Raw genomic sequence first — 15,976 nt, 5'->3', positions numbered from 1 at the left:
TCCGGCGCGGCGCCCCTCAGGCGACCCGTTCGTAGCGCAGGCCGTGGGCCAGCCAGCAGCCGACCTCGACGCTTTCGGCCCGGCCGGCGCTGTCGCGCCGGACGCTCAGAGTCCAGTCGCCGGGCGGGGTGTGGTCCAGCGCCCGCGGGCAGGGCAGGGCCCAGGCATCCGGCCCGACCGGGTCCAGCAGCTCCATCCGGCCCTGGCCGAGGAAGCCGGAGAAGCCGCCGTAGAGCGTGCCGCCGGCATCGGCGACCTCCAGCTCGGCCGCCAGCTCGTCGCAGCGGTAGCGGCCGGCGATATCGGTCATGGGCGTGCCGTTGCAGGGGATCAGGCGCGTGCTCTGGTTCTCCTGCGGCCGGTCCATCCACAGCCCGCCCTCGCCGGCGCGCAGCCGGGTCCGGCCGTTGCCGGCGCTGCCGTCGCCCTGCAGGTCCAGCCGCTCCGCCGAATGGCCGTAGCGCAGCCGAACCCGGCCCTCGGTCGCCGCGTCGATGCGCGCGGACAGCCCGGTTTCGGGCTCGATGTAGCTGCCCAGCCACTCGGGCGCCGGCAGGCCGGCGGCGGGCTGCGGCCGGGTCTCGCCCAGCACGGCGGCCAGCAGGTCGACCGCCGCGGCGCTGGCATCGGCCAGGTGGTTGAACATCACGACGATCGAGACGCGCTCCGACGGCACGTACAGGCGATGGCTGCGCCAGCCGCGCAGCGCCCCGCCATGGCCGATGACGGCGCGGCCGAACTCGGCGCCCCGGCTCAGGCCGAAGCCATAGGGGGCGAGGGCGCCGTCGGCGAAGCCGACCGGGGCGGACAGGCGGCTGTACAGCGCCTCCGGGTCGTCGCGGGAGGCATCGATGTGGCGTTCCCAGGCGATCATGTCGTCCAGGCTGGCGCCCAGCCCGGCGTCGCCGGTCCACAGGATGCGGTTCTCCGCCGCGCGGAAGCCGCCGGCCTGGGTGCCTTCATAGCCCTCGGTGCCATCGGGCATGGCGCGGGTGTCGGCGGCCAGCACCGCGCTGCCCATGCCGGCGCGGTCGAAGATGCGGGTGCGCAGCAGCTCCGCGAAGCTGCGGCCGGTGCGCTCCTGCACGATGTCCGACAGGATGCGGAAGTTCTGGTTGACGTAGGAGTAGCGGGTGCCCGGCGTGAAGTGCAGCGTCCGGGTGCCGGCGATGACGCGGGCGGCCTCGGTGTCGCCGAAGGGCGATTCGACCGGCGAGCCGTGCAGCATCGCCACCGCCCAGTAGTCGCGCAGGCCCGACTGGTTGTGGCACAGGTGCAGGGCGCCGGGCGCCGCCTGCTCCAGCAGCGGCAGGCGGCCGCGGACGTCGTCGTCCAGCACGGTCGGGTCGGGGAAGGCGTCCAACACCAGGCCGCAGGTGAACTGCTTGGTGATCGAGCACATCCGGAACAGCGTCTGCGGCGTGAACGGGATGCGCCGCTCGGCATTGGCCCAGCCCCAGGCGTGGCGGGCCAGCACCTCGCCGTCCTGCAGCACGGCGACGGCGCCGCCGGGCCCGGCATAGTTGCGGGGCAGGGCGTCGAGGACGCGGTTCAGGCGGGTGTCGAGGGAGTCGCTCATGGCCGCCACCCTGGCGTCGCCGCCGCGTCGTGTAAAGATGGGCCCTGCCGGAATTGCGGGTGACAGCCGCCCCTGCGGCATTTATCAGACATAAGAACCTTGCCCAAGAAGAAGCCGATGCCGACGATCACCAATATCCAGGACCTTAGGACGCTGGCGAAGCGCCGCATCCCGCGGGCCATCTTCGACTACGCCGATCGCGGCTCCTATGACGAGGTGACGCTGCGGGCCAACCGGGCGGACCTCGCCGCCATCGGGCTGCGCCAGCGGGTGATGATCGATGTCGACAAGCGCTCGGTCGCGACCAGGATCCTGGGCCAGGACGTCACCATGCCGCTGGCGATCGCGCCGACCGGCCTGACCGGCCTGTTCCACGGCAATGGCGAGATCCACGGCGCTCGCGCGGCCGAGGCCTTCGGTATCCCGTTCTGCCTCTCGACCATGTCGATCTGCTCGATCGAAGATGTGCGCGGCGCGGTGGCCAAGCCGTTCTGGTTCCAGCTCTACGTCATGCGCGACCGCGGCTTCTCGAAGTCGCTGATCGAACGCGCCATCGCCGCGCAATGCTCGGCCCTGGTGCTGACGCTCGACCTGCAGATCCAGGGCCAGCGCCACCGCGACCTCAAGAACGGCCTCGCCGTACCGCCGCGGCTGACGCTGGGCAACGCCCTCGACATCGCCACCAAGCCGTCCTGGGCGATGAAGGTGCTGTTCGGCAAGCGCCGCAGCTTCGGCAATCTGGAAGGGCAGGTGAAGGGCGCGGGCAACCTGAAGACCCTGTCGGAATGGACCGCCAGCCAGTTCGATGCGTCGCTGAGCTGGAAGGACGTCGAATGGGTGCGCAGCATCTGGCCCGGCAAGCTGATCCTGAAGGGCGTGCTGGACGAGGATGACGCGAAGATCGCGGCCTCGACCGGCGCCGACGCCGTCGTGGTCTCGAACCATGGCGGCCGGCAGCTCGACGGCGCGCAGTCCTCGATCTCGGCGCTGCCGGGGATCGTCCAGTCCATCGGTCACCAGACCGAGATCCTGTTCGACGGCGGCGTGCAGTCCGGCCAGGACATCCTCAAGGCCGTGGCGCTGGGCGCCCGCGGCTGCCTGATGGGCAAGGCCTTCCTCTACGGCCTGGCCGCGATGGGCGAGGCCGGGGTGACCAAGGCGCTGGAGATCATGCGCAAGGAGCTGGACATCAGCATGGCGCTGACCGGCACCGGCGACATCACCAAGGTCGACCGCAGCAGCTTGGTGATCCGGGGGTAGGGACGGGGATCGAGGATGCCTCCGCGAGGAGGCTCCCCGCCTTACTCGTCCAGGGAGATCATCGCCGATCTCCGGCCCGTCATCTGGTCCCGGATCTTCGCGTATGAGGCTTCCCTCATGCGCCTGCACCCGCCGTGCATTTCCAGGAGGTCGGCGATCCAATGGCCGGGCCGGAAGGCCTCGATCGTGGTGGGGTGCCAATCGTCGTATTCGGCCCCGGCCTTGCTCATCGCCGAGACACCGAACACCGTCTTCCCGCCGGCCGACAGATAGGCCTCGCCGCGGCTGTTGCCGTTCGCATCGAAATGGAAGGAAAGCTCCTTGAAGGTGATGCCGTAGTCGCGCTTCCCCCGGTAGGTGAAGCTGACGGCAAAATCCTTCATGTTGTCGGCGACGATCTGCAGGTTGCTGTATTCGCTCGGGATCGATAGGCGCTTGTTGGTGCTTGTCCAGGCGGCGAAGCGGCGAACATCCCACACCAGCGCGCAGAGCGCCTCGCCGATACAGCTGGTCTCCATGAAGCGCTGGGCTTCAGCGACCTTGGCCCTGTCATCAGCGGTCCTGGCGGCACAGTTGTTGTGCTCTTCCAGTTCCAGCTGTCTGGCTTTTTCCCTGAATTCATCCACCAGGGAATGCCATTTTTCCAGATGGGCGTTGCCCATGGCAGCCTCCTCCTTGGCTACTTTCCATCCATGGTGCGTTGTTTTCGGACGAATGCAAGGGCAGGGATGGGGCTCGACCGGAAAATCGCGCATCGAGCTCCCGTTGGGCCGCTGGTCGTTGTGCTTACGGGCGCGCGGCCGGCTGCGGCCGCAGGAAGCGGGCGATCAGCAGGCGCAGCATCGGCGCCTGCGCCGCAGCGTCGAAGGTCGGGTCGATCGCGGCGCGGCTGATCATGCCGTCGAACAGGGCGATCAGCCAGCCGGCGGTGCTGGGCAGGTCCAGCGTCGGGTCGATCTGGCCGCGCGCCACCGCCGTGGTCAGCACGCCGATCAGCGCCGCCTTGGTCTCGGCGTCGGACCGTTCGAACATCACGGCGATGCGGGGGTTGCGCATCGCCTCGGCGCCGATCTCGACCGCCAGCCGCGCCTCCGACCGGTCGGCCAGCGCGTCGAAGGCGACGTCGACCAGGTCGAGCAGCGCCTGCAGCAGGTCGTCGGCCTGGCGCAGCTGCTCGAAGATCTGGGCGGCCTCGTGCCGCTCCTCCTCGACCAGCGCCTCGATGATGGCTTCCTTGCTGTCGAAATAGTGGAACAGGTTGCCGGGGCTCATCCCGGCCTCGACGCAGATCTCGGCAGTGCGGGTCTGGTGGAAGCCGCGCCGGGCGAAGCAGGCCGTCGCCGCCCGCAGGATCTGCTGGCGCCTGGCCTCGTGCTTCTCGGGGTCGAGTTTGCGCATCGCTTCGTCCGCCCTGGCTGCCGACCCGCGGAACGGGGCGCCCATTCATTAACCGACCATCCAGTCGAACAATGATCCGGGGCAGGCGGGGCGTCAAGGGTGAGGGGGCTCAGATTTTCTCGTCGCCGGGCCCCATCACCTTGAGGTGATACTTGATCCGGCGCAGCCGTTCCAGGCTGCGGTCGCCGGGGCGCTACAGGTCCTTCTCCGCGAGTTCGCGGAACGCGTCGGGCACCGAGCTGGACCGTCCCAGCGCGACCGAGCCATAGCCGACCGCCGCCCATCCGAACCGGTCGCGGATCGCGTCGACGGCGCGGTCGGCCTTCCCCCGCGCCATGCCCTTCCGGGCGCCGGGCCGGCGCCGCTCGTCGTCGAGCCCGAGCGGGAGGTCCAGCTGCAGCGCTGCCCGGTCGTCGAGATGCGAGACCGAGATCGCCAGCAGCGAGATGGTCTTCTCCTGGGGGTGCTGCGCCAGCACGGTGCGCACCAACTCCTCGGCGATTTCGGCCAGGATCGTGGTCGCCGAGATCGGCGCGTCGAGCGTGATCGAGCGGGTGACCGAGCGCAGGTCGGCGAAGCGGACGCGCACCGTCACCGTCCGGCCGGGCCGCGACTTGGCCCGTAGCCGGGTGGCGACCCGGTCCGCCAGATGGCGCAGCGTCGGCACGAACACCCGCTCCTCGGCCGGCTTCCGCCCCAGCGCGGACTGGGCCCCGGCCGATTGCGCCCGGCGATGGGTGCGGATCTCGCGCGGGTCGCGGTTCCAGGCCAGCGCCGCCAGCTTCTCGCCGGCCGCGCGGCCCAGCAGCCGTTCGAGCGATCCTCCCGGCGCCTGGGCCAGCTGCCCGATGGTGCGCACGCCGGTCTCGGCCAGCCGGGCCTTGGTGACCGGGCCGACGCCCCACATCAGCTCGACCGGCAAATCGTGCAGGAAGGCCAGCTCGGCAGCGGGGTCGACCACCATCAGCCCGTCCGGCTTGGCCACCTGCGAGGCGATCTTCGCCAGATGCTTGGTGCGCGCCACGCCGACCGAGATCGGCAGGCCCAGCTCCGCCCGCACCCGGCGGCGGATGGCGGCGGCGATCTCGGCCGGCGGGCCGAACAGATGGGTGCAGCCGGCGACGTCGGCGAAGGCCTCGTCGATCGAGATCCGCTCGACCAGGGGCGTGAAGTCGCCGAGCACGCCGATGGCGGCGTCGCCCAGCCGCTGGTACTCCCGGAACTGGCCGTCGACGAAGATGAGATGGGGGCACAGCAGGCGCGCCTGCCGCCCGGGCATGCCGCCGCGCACCCCGAAGGCCTTGGCCTCGTAGGACGCGGCCAGCACCACCCCGCCGCCGACCGCGATCGGCTTGCCGCGCAGGGACGGGTCCAGCAGCTGCTCGACCGAGGCATAGAAGGCGTCCAGGTCGGCGTGGAGGATGGTGGCTGCGGTGTCCATCCCGACCGTTCATCTGCAAGGCATGATCGGAACAAATAGAGAACAATGGCCAACGCTTGTCAAGCTGCGGGCTTGACCGGCGCCGCTCGATCGCGTCCTTTCGGCCAGGGCGACCGGCGCGGGGAGGGACGGGGATGCAGGCTGCGGAGGAGGCATTCACCGTCGGCTTCCTGCTGATCCCGAACTTTCCGCTGATGCCCTATGCCGCGGCGATCGAGCCCTTGCGCGCCGCCAACCTGCTGGGTGGGCGCGAGCGCTATCGCTGGCTGCATTTCAGCCCGGACGGGCAGCCGGTGCGCGCCTCCAACGGCATCGCCGTGGCGCCGGATCGGACGCCGGACCGCATGGCGGAGGTCGACCTGCTGCTGGTCTGCGCCGGCACGGGCGTGGAGGGCTTCGACCATCCGCCGACCCTGGCCCGGCTGCGCGACCTAGCGCGGCACGGCACCGCGCTGGGCGCGGTTTCCGGCGGGCCCTACCTGCTGGCCAGGGCGGGGGTGCTGGACGGCCACCGCTTCACCCTGCACTGGGACCATCTGGCATCCTTCGCCGAGCGCTTCCCCGCGCTGGAGCCGACCGGGCACCTGTTCGAGATCGACCGCGACCGGCTGACCTGCTCCGGCGGCATCGCGGCACTCGACCTGATGCATGCGCTGATCGAGCGGCGCGACGGCGTGGCCCTGGCCGCGGCGGTGGCCGACTGGTTCATGCACACCCAGCTGCGCCATGGCGACGATCCGCAACGGCTGGACCCGCGCCGGCGCTTCGGCGTCAGCCATCCCGGCCTGCTGGCGGCGCTGGCGCGGATGGAGGAGCGGATCGAGGAACCGCTGTCGCGCCAGGACCTCGCTGATATCGCCGGGCTGTCGCTGCGCCAGCTCGAGCGGCTGTTCCGCGGCCGTCTGGGGCGCAGCGTGGCCGAGCATTATCTCGACCTGCGGCTGCGGGCGGCGCGACGCCACCTGCGCCAGACCACGCTGTCGGTGACCGAGGTGGCGCTGGCCTGCGGCTTCGTCAGCACCAGCCACTTCTCCCGCGCCTACCGCCAGCGCTTCGGCCTTCCGCCGGCGCAGGACCGGGCGGCGTGAGCGGCTTGTCTTCACAGGACATGCCGATGACGCTCTGAGGCAAATCGAAGGGCGGTAGCGGGTGGATGCTCGGGAGTGGATGGGTCGGAGCCACCCCCTCACCCGGAACCGCCGACGCGGTTCCGACCTCTCCCCAAGGAGAGGTGATTTTACCTCTCCTTGGGGAGAGGTCGGAAATCCCTAGGGATTTCCGGGTGAGGGGGCGGCTCCGGCCCCGAACGGAGGCACGGCGTGCGCTATTCGATCTTCTCTGTGCTGGGCCAGGCCCTCCGGGGCCAGAAGGGCTGGACGCCGGCGTGGCGCGACGCGGCGCCGAAGCCCGCCTATGACGTGATCATCGTCGGCGGTGGCGGCCACGGGCTCGCCACCGCGCATTACCTGGCCAAGGAGCACGGCATCGCCAATGTCGCGGTGCTGGAGAAGGGCTGGATCGGCGGCGGCAATGTCGGCCGCAACACCACCATCATCCGCTCCAACTACCTGCTGCCCGGCAACACGCCGTTCTACGAATGGTCGATGAAGCTGTGGGAGGGGCTGGAGCAGGACCTCAATTACAACGCCATGGTCAGCCAGCGCGGCGTGCTGAACCTCTACCACTCCGACGCCCAGCGCGACGCCTATGCCCGCCGCGGCAACGCCATGCGGCTGAACGGCGTCGATGCCGAGCTGCTGGACCGCGAGCAGGTGCGGGCGCTGGCGCCGCTGCTGGCCTTCGACAATGCCCGCTTCCCGATCCAGGGCGGGCTGCTGCAGCGCCGCGGCGGCACCGTGCGCCACGACGCGGTGGCCTGGGGCTATGCCCGCGCCGCCGACAGCCGCGGCGTCGACATCATCCAGAACTGCGAGGTCACCGGCATCGCCATCGAGGACGGCGTGGTGGTCGGGGTCGAGACCAGCCGGGGCCGGATACGCGCCGGCAAGGTCGGGCTGGCCTGTGCCGGCAACTCCTCGCGCGTCGCGGCGCTGGCGGGGCTGAAGCTGCCGATCGAGAGCCATGTGCTGCAGGCCTTCGTCTCCGAAGGGCTGAAGCCGCTGGTCGACGGCGTCATCACCTTCGGCGCCGGGCACTTCTACGTCAGCCAGTCCGACAAGGGCGGGCTGGTGTTCGGCGGCGACATCGACGGCTACAACTCCTACGCCCAACGCGGCAATCTCCCGGTGGTCGAGGATGTGGTCGAGGGCGGGCTGGCGATCATGCCGGCGCTCGGTCGGCTGCGCCTGCTGCGGCAATGGGGCGGGCTGATGGACATGTCGATGGACGGCAGCCCGATCATCGACCGGACGCCGGTGCGCAACCTTTACCTCAACGCCGGCTGGTGCTATGGCGGCTTCAAGGCGACCCCGGCCTCGGGCTGGTGCTTCGCCCACACCATCGCCCATGACGCGCCGCATGCGCTGAACGCCGCCTACCGGCTGGACCGTTTCGCCACCGGCCACCTGATCGACGAAAAGGGCGTCGGCGCCCAGCCGAACCTGCACTGAGGGACATCACAGATGCGAATCCCCTGTCCCCATTGCGGCGAGCGCGCGGCCGAGGAGTTCAGCTATCTCGGCGACGCCACGGTGCAGCGCCCGGCGCCCGATGCCGGGGTCGACGCCTTCGTCGCCTACGCCTATCTGCGCGACAACCCGGCCGGGGCGCTGGCCGAGTACTGGTACCATGGCGGCGGCTGCCGCAGCTGGCTGGTGGTGACGCGCGACACCCGCGACCACCGCATCCTCGGCGCCGTCGACGCCCGCGGCCGGGAGGCGCAGCCATGAGCCAGCCCTTCCGCCTGCCCGCCGGCGGGCAGATCGACCGCGCCGCGACGCTGGGCTTCCGCTTCGACGGGCGGGAGTACCAGGGCCATCCCGGCGACACCCTGGCCTCGGCCCTGCTGGCCAACGGCGTTGGATTGACCGGTCGATCGTTCAAATATCATCGCCCGCGCGGCATCCTCTCGGTCGGGGCGGAGGAGCCGAACGCGCTGGTCGAGCTGCGCCGCGGCGCGAGGCGAGAGCCGAACAGCCGCGCCACCATGGTCGAGCTGTTCGACGGGCTGGACGCGCAGAGCCAGAACCGCTGGCCGTCGCTCGGCTTCGACCTGATGGCGGTGAACGGGCTGCTGTCGCCGGTCTTCGCCGCCGGCTTCTACTACAAGACCTTCATGTGGCCGGCCCGGTTCTGGGAGAAGGTCTACGAGCCGCTGATCCGCCGCGCCGCCGGCCTGGGCCGGGCGGCGACCGAGCCTGACCCGGACCACTACGAGAAGGCCACCATCCATTGCGACGTGCTGGTGGTCGGCGCCGGCCCGGCCGGGCTGGCGGCGGCGCTGGCGGCGGGACGGTCCGGGGCGCGCGTCATCCTGTGCGACGAGGGTTTCCGGCTCGGCGGCAGCCTGCTGGCCGAGCGCCGGCCGGTCGGCGATCGGGCGGCGCCCGACTGGGCGGCAGCGGCCGAGGCCGAGCTGGCCGCGTTGCCCGAGGTGCGCATCTTGCGCCGGACCACGGTGTTCGGTGTGTTCGACCACGGCACCTATGGCGCGGTCGAGCGGGTCGGCGACCATCTGGCGGTGCCGGAGCCCCACGCCCCGCGCCAGCGCCTGTGGCGCATCGTGGCGAAGCGCTGCGTGCTGGCGGCCGGCAGCCTGGAGCGGCCGCTGGTGTTCGGCGACAACGACCGGCCCGGCGTGATGCTCGCCGGCGCCGTTCGGACCTATCTCAACCGCCATGCCGTGGCCCCTGGCCGCCGCGCGGTGATCTTCGCCAACAACGATGCGGCCGGGGCGGTCGCCGCCGACCTCGCCGCATCGGGCGTGGCGGTGGAGGCGATCGTCGACGCCCGGCCGGAGGCGCAGCTGGATCGGGCGGCGCGCGATGCCGGCACCCGGCTGCTGGCCGGGGCGGTGGTGACCCGCGCGGTCGGCGGCGCCCGCGGGCTGCATGCGGCCGAGGTGCGGGATGCGGCCGGGCGGACCGTGACGCTGCCCTGCGACCTGCTGGCGATGTCCGGCGGCTTCAGCCCCAACGTCCACCTGACCTCGCATCTCGGCGGCCGTCCCGCCTGGGATGCCGGCCTCGCCGCCTTCGTGCCGGGCGACCTGCCGCCGGGCATGACCGTCGCCGGCAGCGCCGCCGGCGTGTTCGACTTGGCCGGCTGCCTCTCCGGCGGCGGCAAGGCCGGTGCTGAGGCCGCAAGAGATTGCGGCTTCGACGGCGGCGCCTTCGATCTGCCGGCGGTGGCGGCGGAACCCAGCGGGGTCAGCGCCCTGTGGCGGGTCAAGGGCGGGGGCGGCAAGCGCTTCGTCGACTTCCAGAACGACGTCGCCGACAAGGACATCGAGCTGGCCGAGCGCGAGGGCTTCCGCGCGGTCGAGCACCTCAAGCGCTACACCACCCTCGGCATGGCCACCGACCAGGGCAAGACCTCGAACGTCAACGCCATCGGCATCATGGCCGAGATCACGGCGCGGGACATCGACGCGGTCGGCTCCACCCGGTTCCGGCCGCCCTACACCCCGGTATCGCTCGGCGCCTTCGCCGGCCACGCCCGCGGCCGCGACTTCCGGCCGACCCGGCTGACCACGTCGCATGACTGGGCGGCGGAGCAGGGGGCGGTGTTCGTCGAGGCCGGGGCGTGGCTGCGGGCGCAGTATTTCCCGCGGCCGGGGGAGAAGGACTGGCTGGAGACGGTGAACCGCGAGGTGCGCCGGACCCGGTCGGCCGTCGGGATCTGCGACGTCTCCACCCTCGGCAAGATCGACCTGCAGGGCGCCGATGCGGCGGAGTTCCTGAACCGGCTCTACATCAACGGCTGGTCCACCCTGGCGGTCGGCCGTGCGCGCTACGGGCTGATGCTGCGCGAAGACGGCATTGTCATGGATGACGGCACCACCTCCCGCCTGGCCGACGACCGCTTCCTGGTCACCACCACCACGGCCAATGCCGCCAAGGTGATGCAGCACATGGAGTTCTGCCACCAGTGCCTGTGGCCGGAGCTCGATGTCCAGTTCACCTCGGTCAGCGACCAGTGGGCGCAGTTCTCGGTGGCCGGGCCGAGGGCACGCGACCTGCTTTCCCGTATCGTCGACCCGCCCTTCGACATCGGCAACGCCGCCTTCCCCTATCTCGGCGCGGCCGAGCTGACGGTCTGCGGTGGCGTGACGGCGCGGCTGTTCCGCATCTCCTTCTCCGGCGAGCTGGCCTATGAGGTCGCGGTGCCGGCGCGCTACGGCGACGCACTGGTGCGGCGGCTGATGGAGACGGGCAAGGATCTCGGCATCACCCCCTACGGCACCGAGGCGCTGGGCGTGATGCGGGTCGAGAAGGGCCATGTCGCCGGCAACGAGCTGAACGGCCAGACCACGGCGGCCGATCTCGGCCTCGGCCGCATGATGTCGACCAAGAAGGACTATATCGGCCGGGTCCTGGCCGGGCGGCCGGGGCTGGCCGATCCGGCGCGGCCCAGCGTGATCGGTTTCCGGCCGGTGGACCGGTCGCGGCGGCTGCGGGCCGGGGCGCATTTCATCGCCGACGGCGCGGCGGCGACCACCGAGAACGACCAGGGGTTCATGACCTCGGTCGCCTTCTCGCCGATGCTGGGCCATTGGATCGGGCTCGGCCTGCTCGCCCGCGGGGCGGAGCGGATCGGCGAGACCCTGCGCGCCTGCGACCCGGTGCGCGGCGAGGAGATCGCGGTCGAGGTGGTGTCAGCTGTGTTCTACGACCCCGATGGGGAGCGCCTGCGTGTCTGACCTCACCCCCCGATCCGCCTTCGCCGGCATCCTGGTGCCCGGCCGCCACGGCCGTGCCGAGGGTAATAAGGCCGGCGTCACCGTCCGGCCGCGTGACGGGCTGGCCCTGGCCCGGCTGATCGCCCGCAAAGGCCGGGCCGCGGACCTCGCCACCGCGATCCGGTCCCAGTACGGCCTGGACCTGCCGACCACGCCGAAGCGGGTGGAGCAGGGCGGTCTGGCCTTCGTCTGGTCGGGCCCCGGGCAATGGCTCGCCGTGGCCGAGGATGGGCGCGACCTCGTCCGGGATCTGGCCGCGGCCGTCGGCGCCTTTGCGGCCGTGAGCGACCAGAGCGACGGGCTGGCGGTGCTGCGCGTCTCCGGCCCCCACGCCCGCGACGCGCTGGTCAAGGGTGTCGGCCTCGACCTGCATCCGCGCGGCTTCGGCCCTGATGATGCGGCGGTGACCGTGATCGCTCATGTCGGCGCCCAGCTGTGGCAGCTGGACGACGCACCGACCTACGAGATCGCGGTGCTCCGCGGCTTCGCCGGCAGCGTCTGGCGCTGGCTCGATGCTTCGGCGGCGGAGTTCGGCTGCGAGGTCGAGGCCTAGCCGCTTCGGCGTTTCCGGGCTTGTGCCCGGGCGGCTTCGCTCCTACACGCTGGGACATGCCCCCGGAGTTGGTCGCGAGGCGCCCGTGATGGTCACGATCAAGGACGTCGCCCGGCAGGCCGGCGTGTCCTTCACCACCGTCTCGCATGTCATCAACCGGACCCGGCCGGTGAGCGGCGAGACGGCGGAGCGGGTGCGCAGCGCCATCGCCGCGCTGGGCTATTTCCCGTCGGATGTGGCGCGGGCGCTGAAGTCGAACCGCAGCCGCACCATCGGCATGATCGTCACCACCACCACCAACCCGTTCTTCGGCGAGGTCATGCGCGGGGTCGAGCGCGCCTGCTTCGACCATGGCTACGCCCTGATGCTGTGCAACACCGACGACGAGACGGCGCATCTCGCCCGCTATCTCGAGATGCTGTTCGCCAAGCGGGTGGACGCCGTGGTGGTGATGACCACCCATGCCAGCCCCGAGTTCTTCCGCCGCCTCGGCCAGGTGCGCGAGGTGCCGGTGGTGGCGATCGATGCTGCCGCCGGCATCGTGCCGTCGGTGTTCAACGACGATTCCCGGGCCGGCGGCTTCCTGGCCGGCGATTTCCTGGCCCGGCGCGGCTTCCGTCGTATCGGCTGCATCGCCGGCCCGGCCGACCATCCCCGCGTGATCGAGCGGCTGGACGGGCTGCGGGCGGCGCTGGCGGCGCACGGCCTGGGCGTGCCGGAGGCGCTGACGCGGCGCTGCGACCTGACCATTGCCGGCGGAGCTGTGGTGGCGCGAGAGCTGATCGCGCTGCCGCCGGGCGAGCGGCCCGAGGCGATCTTCGCGCTGAACGACCTGTCGGCGATCGCCACGCTGCACGCCGCCCAAGATGCCGGCCTGTCGGTGCCGGCGGACCTCTCGGTGATCGGCTATGACGACATCGAATTCGCCAGCCAGACCTTCCCGCCGCTGACCACCATCCGCCAGCCCGCCGCCGAGATCGGCGCCGCCGCCGCGACGGCGGTGCTGCGGCACCTGGAGGAGGGGGCGCCGCTGCCGGCCGCCGTCACCCTGGCGCCGGAGCTTGTGGTCCGGGCATCGGTCGGCTTCGCCATCCGATAGTGCGCCGGACTCGCGGCGCGGCGGCAAGGCCTGGCGGGCGCATGGCCGTCGCTCACCCGGCAACGCTTCCCCGCCGCACGGCGCTGCTCTAACGTCTCGTCCAGGCTGTCATGCCCGGCATTTGCCGCGGCGATGGCATTGCGACCGGAGGGCCGGGCCTTCGGCTCCCCTCCGCCCCACGACCGAACGAGGTTCTGATGGCGCACGAATTGCAATTCTACATCGACGGCGCTTGGGTCGACCCGATCACGCCGAAGACGCTCGACGTGATCGACCCGTCGACCGAGGAGGCGTTTGCCCAGATCTCGCTCGGCTCGGCCGCGGATGTCGACCGCGCGGTGGCGGCGGCGAAGCGGGCCTTCCCGGTCTTCGCCCGCACCAGCCGGCAGGAGCGTCTGGCCCTGCTGCGCCGCATCCTGGAGGTCTACAAGAGCCGTGCCGGCGACATCGCGCTCGCCGTGTCGCGCGAGATGGGCGCGCCGCGCAAATTCGCGCTGGAATCCCAGACCGGCGCCGGCGAGGCCCATCTGGCCCGGATGATCGAGACGCTGGAGACTTTCGAGTTCGAGCGGATCAAGGGCACCACCCTGATCGCCAAGGAGCCGATCGGCGTGGTCGGCATGATCACCCCGTGGAACTGGCCGCTGAACCAGATCACCTGCAAGGTCGGCCCGGCCCTGGCCGCCGGCTGCACCATGGTGCTGAAGCCCAGCGAGATCGCGCCGCTCGACGCCATCATCTTCGCCGAGATCCTGCATGAGGCCGGCGTGCCGAAGGGCGTGTTCAACCTGGTCAATGGCGACGGGCCGACGGTCGGCACCGCGATCTCCAGCCACCCCGATGTCGACATGGTGTCCTTCACCGGGTCGACCCGCGCCGGCGTCCTGGTGGCCAAATCGGCGGCTGACACGGTCAAGCGCGTGCATCAGGAGCTGGGCGGCAAGTCGGCCAACATCATCCTGCCGGACGCCGATCTGAAGCGGGCGGTGACCAAGGGCGTCGCCGGCTGCTTCGGCAACAGCGGCCAGTCCTGCAACGCCCCGACCCGGATGTTCGTGCCGCTCGACCGGCATGACGAGGCGGTCGGCTACGCCAAGGCGGCGGCGGAGACCTTCAAGGTCGGCCCGGCGGATGCCGAAAGCACGATGCTGGGCCCCGTGGTCAGCCAGGTGCAGTACGACAAGATCCAGAAGCTGATCGAATCCGGCATCGCCGAGGGCGCGGAGCTGGTGACCGGAGGCCCGGGCCGGCCCGAGGGGCTGAACCGCGGCTACTTCATCCGCCCGACCGTCTTCGCCCGGGTGACGCCTGAGATGTCGGTGGCGCGCGAGGAGATCTTCGGCCCGGTGCTGTCGATCCTGACCTACGAGACTGAAGAGCAGGTGATCGACCTCGCCAACGACACGGTCTACGGCCTCGCCGCCTATGTCCAGTCGGGCAGCCTGGACCGCGCGCGCAAGGTGGCGTCGCAGCTGCGCACCGGCAATGTCCACATCAACTACCCCGCCTGGGACACCGGCGCGCCGTTCGGCGGCTACAAGCAGTCGGGCAACGGCCGGGAATACGCCGAATTCGGCCTCGAGGATTTCCTCGAGATCAAGGGCGTGATCGGCTACGAGGCCGCCTGAGTCCTCGCCGGAGCCTTCCGTGGTTCGCCGCGGAGGGCTCCGGCTTGCCGGCCTCTTCCTGAATTCTTTTTGCGGCGACGCAGGCTGCGGGGAACCAGCATCCGCCTGCGGGGGGCGGCCATCCTGGCGTGGTGGCTTCCCGCCCGGCGTTGCACTGGCCGGTATCGCCCTCGGCGGCAGCCTGGTCCTGCCGATGGCCGGCCTCGCCGAACCGGCCGTCGCCATCGCCTGACGGCAGGCGCAAAGCCTCAGACGGCGGCGCGCTGGGGCCGGTGCTTCTCGGCGCGGTGGCGGAGGCGGGTGGTGCCGAGGCCCTGGGTCTTGGCATAGGCCGATTTCGAGCGGGCGTAGTTCGGCGCCACCATCGGGTAGTCCGCCGGCAGGTTCCATTTGGCGCGGTACTGCTCCGGCGTCATGCCGTAGGTGGCGCGCAGCCAGCGCTTCATCATCTTGAACGGGCGGCCGTCCTCCAGGCAAATGATGTAGTCCGGCGTCACCGACTCCGCGACCGGCACCGCCGGGGTCGAGGCCGCGACGAGGCGCGGATGCGCCGCCGGGTGATGGTCGGCGCCGGGTTCGGCCCGGATGGCCTCGGGCTCCTGGTCGCCGTCGACGGCCGTCATGTCCTGCGAGACCGGCGTGCCGCGGGCCGCGATCAGCGACAGATGGACGCTGCGGATGAGACCCGGCAGGGACTCGCTGTCCACCGCATTGTGCGACACATGGGCCACGATGATTTCCTTGGTGAATTTGAGGATCTCATCTTCGCTCAGCGTGGACATCGCGCTTTCCCTTTAAGTCCTGTGTGCCGCCCCTTATGTCCTGTGCGCCGCAACGCGTCCGCAGGTCGTCACGGGGGGCCGTCAGCATCATCGAGACTGCTCTCATGGCGTCAAATGCTACAAGACAAGACTGGCTCTAAGGTTCCAGGGGATTCAGAAAAAAGTTTTCGGTCCTGCGACTCTTTCCCTTGCGCCGGTTCGCCTGCGGAAAATAATCAGGATCGAGCACAATTGTTGCGTCGCCCCTTCGCATGCTTGTTGTTTCCCTGATGGCCACGCCGGGAATTCAAAGCAGCCACGGCTCCGCCCAATCCAGCGGATGCGTGGCCATGAGTTCTCTCTCTATGCCGATCGGCCCCGCGCCGGCCGAAGGATT

At 70.7% G+C, this 15,976-nt stretch carries 13 protein-coding genes; 8 read left to right on the top strand and 5 right to left on the bottom strand.

Annotated features, from left to right (window positions below):
• Positions 1-16: 16 nt before the first annotated feature.
• Positions 17-1,579 carry a D-aminopeptidase gene (locus AB4112_RS23940; protein WP_441723443.1) on the bottom strand — a complete coding sequence of 521 codons (1,563 nt, stop codon included), beginning with the start codon at positions 1,577-1,579 and terminating at the stop codon, positions 17-19.
• 117 nt (positions 1,580-1,696) lie between these two features.
• Between AB4112_RS23940 and AB4112_RS23935 the strand changes: the two genes are divergently transcribed.
• Positions 1,697-2,839: an alpha-hydroxy acid oxidase gene (locus AB4112_RS23935; protein WP_441723441.1), complete on the top strand. Its 1,143-nt coding sequence runs from the start codon at positions 1,697-1,699 to the stop codon at positions 2,837-2,839.
• Positions 2,840-2,880: 41 nt separating this feature from the next.
• Here the strand turns inward: AB4112_RS23935 and AB4112_RS23930 are convergent, their stop codons facing one another.
• The 3 genes from AB4112_RS23930 to dinB all read right to left on the bottom strand — a co-directional run bounded on the left by AB4112_RS23930 (position 2,881) and on the right by dinB (position 5,678).
• Positions 2,881-3,501: a hypothetical protein gene (locus AB4112_RS23930; RefSeq protein ID WP_441723439.1), complete on the bottom strand. Its 621-nt coding sequence runs from the start codon at positions 3,499-3,501 to the stop codon at positions 2,881-2,883.
• A gap of 124 nt (positions 3,502-3,625) precedes the next feature.
• On the bottom strand, positions 3,626-4,237 hold the full coding sequence (locus AB4112_RS23925; protein ID WP_309792318.1) for a TetR/AcrR family transcriptional regulator: 612 nt from the start codon (positions 4,235-4,237) through the stop codon (positions 3,626-3,628).
• A gap of 193 nt (positions 4,238-4,430) precedes the next feature.
• Positions 4,431-5,678 (bottom strand): DNA polymerase IV, encoded by a 1,248-nt coding sequence (gene dinB, locus AB4112_RS23920; RefSeq protein ID WP_441723436.1) that lies wholly within the window; start codon positions 5,676-5,678, stop codon positions 4,431-4,433.
• Between the two features lie 134 nt (positions 5,679-5,812).
• Between dinB and AB4112_RS23915 the strand changes: the two genes are divergently transcribed.
• From AB4112_RS23915 to AB4112_RS23885, 7 genes are all read left to right on the top strand, one after another.
• A complete protein-coding gene (locus AB4112_RS23915) occupies positions 5,813-6,766 on the top strand; it encodes a GlxA family transcriptional regulator (protein ID WP_441723434.1) in 954 nt (317 codons plus the stop codon).
• A gap of 231 nt (positions 6,767-6,997) precedes the next feature.
• Entirely contained in the window at positions 6,998-8,248 is a 1,251-nt protein-coding gene (locus AB4112_RS23910) for a sarcosine oxidase subunit beta family protein (protein WP_441723432.1), read from the top strand.
• 12 nt (positions 8,249-8,260) lie between these two features.
• Positions 8,261-8,527 carry a sarcosine oxidase subunit delta gene (locus tag AB4112_RS23905; RefSeq protein ID WP_309792313.1) on the top strand — a complete coding sequence of 89 codons (267 nt, stop codon included), beginning with the start codon at positions 8,261-8,263 and terminating at the stop codon, positions 8,525-8,527.
• Positions 8,524-11,499 (top strand): sarcosine oxidase subunit alpha family protein, encoded by a 2,976-nt coding sequence (locus AB4112_RS23900; RefSeq protein ID WP_441723430.1) that lies wholly within the window; start codon positions 8,524-8,526, stop codon positions 11,497-11,499. The genes AB4112_RS23905 and AB4112_RS23900 overlap by 4 nt, the downstream gene beginning before the upstream one ends.
• The gene (locus tag AB4112_RS23895; protein WP_309792311.1) at positions 11,492-12,091 is read left to right on the top strand and encodes a sarcosine oxidase subunit gamma; all 600 of its coding nucleotides are present in this window, start codon (positions 11,492-11,494) and stop codon (positions 12,089-12,091) included. The genes AB4112_RS23900 and AB4112_RS23895 overlap by 8 nt, the downstream gene beginning before the upstream one ends.
• Before the next feature lie 88 nt (positions 12,092-12,179).
• Positions 12,180-13,190: a LacI family DNA-binding transcriptional regulator gene (locus tag AB4112_RS23890; RefSeq protein ID WP_309792310.1), complete on the top strand. Its 1,011-nt coding sequence runs from the start codon at positions 12,180-12,182 to the stop codon at positions 13,188-13,190.
• A 197-nt stretch (positions 13,191-13,387) separates the two neighbouring features.
• Positions 13,388-14,818 (top strand): aldehyde dehydrogenase family protein, encoded by a 1,431-nt coding sequence (locus tag AB4112_RS23885; RefSeq protein ID WP_309792309.1) that lies wholly within the window; start codon positions 13,388-13,390, stop codon positions 14,816-14,818.
• A 248-nt stretch (positions 14,819-15,066) separates the two neighbouring features.
• On the opposite strand, the gene AB4112_RS23880 is transcribed toward AB4112_RS23885, so the two are convergent.
• Positions 15,067-15,600 (bottom strand): MucR family transcriptional regulator, encoded by a 534-nt coding sequence (locus AB4112_RS23880; RefSeq protein WP_309792308.1) that lies wholly within the window; start codon positions 15,598-15,600, stop codon positions 15,067-15,069.
• Positions 15,601-15,976: the final 376 nt, after the last annotated feature.

The sequence above is a fragment of the Inquilinus sp. 2KB_23 genome (genome assembly GCF_052115705.1).
In the GTDB taxonomy this organism is placed as follows: Bacteria; Pseudomonadota; Alphaproteobacteria; order DSM-16000; family Inquilinaceae; genus Inquilinus; species Inquilinus ginsengisoli_A.
Note: the sequence above shows the minus strand (reverse complement) of the source record. Positions and strands in the feature narration are given on the sequence as shown.

What these genes read in the sequence shown, in the direction of transcription:
- AB4112_RS23915 (WP_441723434.1), top strand. Translation starts at nt 5,813, where the DNA reads ATGCAGGCTGCGGAGGAGGCATTCACCGTCGGCTTCCTGCTGATCCCG.
- AB4112_RS23935 (WP_441723441.1), top strand. Translation starts at nt 1,697, where the DNA reads ATGCCGACGATCACCAATATCCAGGACCTTAGGACGCTGGCGAAGCGC.
- AB4112_RS23900 (WP_441723430.1), top strand. Translation starts at nt 8,524, where the DNA reads ATGAGCCAGCCCTTCCGCCTGCCCGCCGGCGGGCAGATCGACCGCGCC.
- AB4112_RS23940 (WP_441723443.1), bottom strand. Translation starts at nt 1,579, where the DNA reads ATGAGCGACTCCCTCGACACCCGCCTGAACCGCGTCCTCGACGCCCTG.
- AB4112_RS23925 (WP_309792318.1), bottom strand. Translation starts at nt 4,237, where the DNA reads ATGCGCAAACTCGACCCCGAGAAGCACGAGGCCAGGCGCCAGCAGATC.
- AB4112_RS23880 (WP_309792308.1), bottom strand. Translation starts at nt 15,600, where the DNA reads ATGTCCACGCTGAGCGAAGATGAGATCCTCAAATTCACCAAGGAAATC.
- AB4112_RS23890 (WP_309792310.1), top strand. Translation starts at nt 12,180, where the DNA reads ATGGTCACGATCAAGGACGTCGCCCGGCAGGCCGGCGTGTCCTTCACC.
- AB4112_RS23885 (WP_309792309.1), top strand. Translation starts at nt 13,388, where the DNA reads ATGGCGCACGAATTGCAATTCTACATCGACGGCGCTTGGGTCGACCCG.
- dinB (WP_441723436.1), bottom strand. Translation starts at nt 5,678, where the DNA reads ATGGACACCGCAGCCACCATCCTCCACGCCGACCTGGACGCCTTCTAT.
- AB4112_RS23905 (WP_309792313.1), top strand. Translation starts at nt 8,261, where the DNA reads ATGCGAATCCCCTGTCCCCATTGCGGCGAGCGCGCGGCCGAGGAGTTC.
- AB4112_RS23930 (WP_441723439.1), bottom strand. Translation starts at nt 3,501, where the DNA reads ATGGGCAACGCCCATCTGGAAAAATGGCATTCCCTGGTGGATGAATTC.